At 31.4% G+C, this 3,435-nt stretch carries 3 protein-coding genes; all 3 read right to left on the reverse strand.

Going from position 1 to position 3,435, the window contains the following annotated elements:
* On the reverse strand, window positions 1-310 hold a 310-nt coding region (locus Q0409_RS03500), incomplete at its 3' end, for a LysM peptidoglycan-binding domain-containing protein (RefSeq protein ID WP_298535114.1).
* A 395-nt stretch (window positions 311-705) separates the two neighbouring features.
* A complete protein-coding gene (locus Q0409_RS03505; protein WP_298535117.1) occupies window positions 706-1,533 on the reverse strand; it encodes a hypothetical protein in 828 nt (275 codons plus the stop codon).
* A gap of 604 nt (window positions 1,534-2,137) precedes the next feature.
* Window positions 2,138-3,361: a bifunctional ornithine acetyltransferase/N-acetylglutamate synthase gene (gene argJ / locus Q0409_RS03510; RefSeq protein WP_298535119.1), complete on the reverse strand. Its 1,224-nt coding sequence runs from the start codon at window positions 3,359-3,361 to the stop codon at window positions 2,138-2,140.
* Between the last annotated feature and the right edge of the window lie 74 nt (window positions 3,362-3,435).

A 3,435-nucleotide genomic window follows, 5' to 3' on the forward strand; every position in this document is an offset into this window, starting at 1 on the left:
AATTATTTAAACTCTTTATTTCATTTACAGTAGTATTATATCTCTTAGCAATACTATATAAAGAGTCTCCACTCACTACTTTATATGTAATATAACTACTTCCATCAGGATTTTGAGCCGGTTCATCATCTGTTAATACCTCTGTTTCTTGAGCACTTTGAACATCACTGACTGTCTCTTCGGATAAATCAATATCCTCTTGTTCTGCACTGACTACATCATCAACATCTGCAGCTGCAACAGCACTTACAGACACTAATGCTAAAATAATCAATGCGACAAATAAAACACGAGTTTTCAACTTATCCATATTTAATTCACCATAATTTTTTCACTATGAAATATCTTCCAAAAAAATAAATCAAGTTACAATTTATTTAGATGAAAAACACTCCAAAAATTTCATCATATGTAACTTTTAGAGAAAAAATATGCTCATCTTAATCTAAAAAAATCAAATATCATGATTTTTAGATAAAATGAATCACATCTTTAAATCATAATAAAAATTTATTAGAAATTTGTTATATTCCAATAACATAAAAAAAGCTTAACCTTCACTAGATTAAACCCCGTTACATATAATATATATTTAGTAAATAAGTTATATATAAAAGTTATGAAAAAATTAAATAAATTAAGTATACTATTACTATTAAACAATGCCAAAAAGTTTGAAAAATTAATAAAATAAAAATAAGAAAGTTATAAAATCAATTTATCCACAACATGAATAAACTGATTCGCTTCTGTTTCCAAACTGTGATCTGGGTTTCCACGCATTTCAAATACAATAGCTGGAACTCCACCATCATCTATAGGAATTGTAGAGTACTGTGGACTTGAATAGCTTGCAGGTTCATAATAAATCACATAAGTTAATGCCTTTGTCACATTATTCGCTGCATCATAAGCTATAGTATCATTTGAACGAGGAGCGAAAATATAAGGATCCTGCACATATCCACCATTTGATGAGTGAATGTCAATGGCTAAATCGTAATCGTTTTTGATTACATCACTGACTACATAATCTTGTGCAAGCAATTGTCCATTCATTCTGCTTTCTTCGAAATCATCGCTTTCTGCAGTTACATTAATCCTATAAATGTAATATGAATAGTTCAAGTAATCGGAATTGTTCATAAGACTGTTATATATAGCGTCATGCGCATTGGATTCACGTGGATGCTGTCCTAAGATGTATGCAACCTTAACAGATGAATTTACATTTCCATAAGGCCCTTCTACAGTTACGGTTCCTATGCTGTTCTTGCCTATTTCCTTAACTGGCTTGTCTGCAGAACCTTCTGTAAATGAACTAAACAAGTCAGTTGGAATATACTTCAAAACCCCATCTAAAACAGGATAATCTTCTGAAAGCTCCTTTAGGAAACTGTCTTCATTAGTTGCATAATCATAGCAAAGAACGAAACCCTCTGCTAATATGACAATAAGAATGATTAAAAAATAGAGTAATTTTTTAGAAGGTTTTCTTGATTTTTTCTTTTGTGCATTGTCTTCATCAGCCATATAAACACCAAAAATAATTCATTTAATTAAAATCTCAAAACCTTATAAAAACATTTTAAAAGGAATAATTCCCTTTTTTATAGAAATAAACTTTGTAAATAAATTTGATATTTTGATATAAATTGATAAATATAAAAATTAAAAGCTAGAAAAAGCAAGTTGGAAAATTATTTTTTCCAAGTTTGTCTTACTCCTCTACCTTTTTTACTACCAGGCTTTTTGTAAGATCTTTTAGGTCTGGTTCTCTTGTTGGTACCTTTTACTTTTGCCATTATATATCCTCCTTTAATTTTGATGACAAGATTATCATAAGATTAATCTAAAGTAAATAAAAATAAATTTTTCATATTGAAAATATGAGAAAATTCTTTATAAAAATAGCTTTAATAATAAAACTTAATAAAATATTTATTTTCAATACATATAAACTTTACCCCTAAAAATTAGTAAAATATTGCTAAAAATCCCATAAATGAGATTTAAGAATAGAATATATGATATTTGAAAAAATTATAATGAAATTTGAAAAATAATTAAAAAATAATGGAAAAATAGGAAAAATTTAAAAAAAGAATAAAAATAGAAAAGTGAAAATAGAAAAAGCTTAAGTTGTATACTCAGCATTGATCTTTACATAATCATAGGTTAAGTCGCAACCCCAAGCGGTTGCACTTGCATCGCCTTGATACAAATCAACAACTATGTTCACTGTCTTTTCCTTCATAATCTCTTCTGCTGAATTGAGCTCATCTGTTCCATCAAATGCAAGGATTTTGCCCTTATCAACTAGAATGGCTTCCTTGCCATCATCTGAATTTACAGAAACGGAAATCATGTCCTGATTCATTTCACAGCCAGAGTATCCTACAGCAGCTACGATTCTTCCCCAGTTAGGGTCTCCACCAAAGATGGCTGATTTTACAAGTGAAGAACTGATTACAGATTTTGAAGCCAATATCGCATCATTTTCATCCTTAGCGCCATTGACCTTGCATTCAATGAACTTGGTTGCCCCTTCACCGTCACGAGCCATCATTTTAGCTAAGCTTATGCAGATGAAATCCAAAGCTTCCTGGAAGTCCTCATTGATTTTGCCATCTTTAGCAACTTCAACACCAGACTTTCCATTAGCCATCAATATTGCAGTGTCATTTGTACTTTGGTCTCCATCAACGACAATCATGTTGAAGCTTCTGTTTACAGCAGATTTCAATGCCTTATTTATCATTTCAGAGGACATTACAGCATCAGTTGCCAAGAAACATAGCATGGTCCCCATATTAGGTGCAATCATTCCCACACCTTTGGTAATTCCACCGATTCTTACCTTTTCGCCACCAATTTCAGTCTCTACAGCAAACTCCTTATGATAAGTGTCAGTGGTCATTATGGACTTTGCAGCATCTGTTGAGCTTTCTGCACTGTGTTCCAACTTGGAAATTGACTCTTCAACCAAAGGCAAAATAATGTCCATAGGCATTTTTCTGCCTATTACACCAGTTGATGCAGTAGCTATTTCACTTGATGGAATGTTTGTAATTTTAGATGCGAATTCAATGGTCTTTTCACAATCCGCTATTCCGTCTTGACCTGTAAAGCAGTTTGCATTTCCACTGTTTACAACAACCAATGATATTTTTCCCCCTTTTATCATTTCCTTGGTATGAATGATAGGTGCAGCCACAACCTTGTTTGATGTGAAAACTGCAGAAGCAGCACTATCCTTTGATTCAATAACTGTAAGGCCGTATTTACCTTCACGGCTACCTGCTGCCCTTACACCTTCGACAGCACATATTCCTCCTTCAATAATATTAATATTAGACATGATATCTCCTTTGGAATTATATAAAAAAATAACATAATAAAATAATTTAAAATATTAAAAAAATAAAAAAATTA

It is taken from the genome of uncultured Methanobrevibacter sp., assembly GCF_937898925.1.
Classification (GTDB): Archaea; Methanobacteriota; Methanobacteria; order Methanobacteriales; family Methanobacteriaceae; genus Methanobrevibacter.

Excerpts from the sequence above, each read along its gene's own strand:
- Q0409_RS03505 (WP_298535117.1), bottom strand. The coding sequence starts at position 1,533 with ATGGCTGATGAAGACAATGCACAAAAGAAAAAATCAAGAAAACCTTCT.
- argJ (WP_298535119.1), bottom strand. The coding sequence starts at position 3,361 with ATGTCTAATATTAATATTATTGAAGGAGGAATATGTGCTGTCGAAGGT.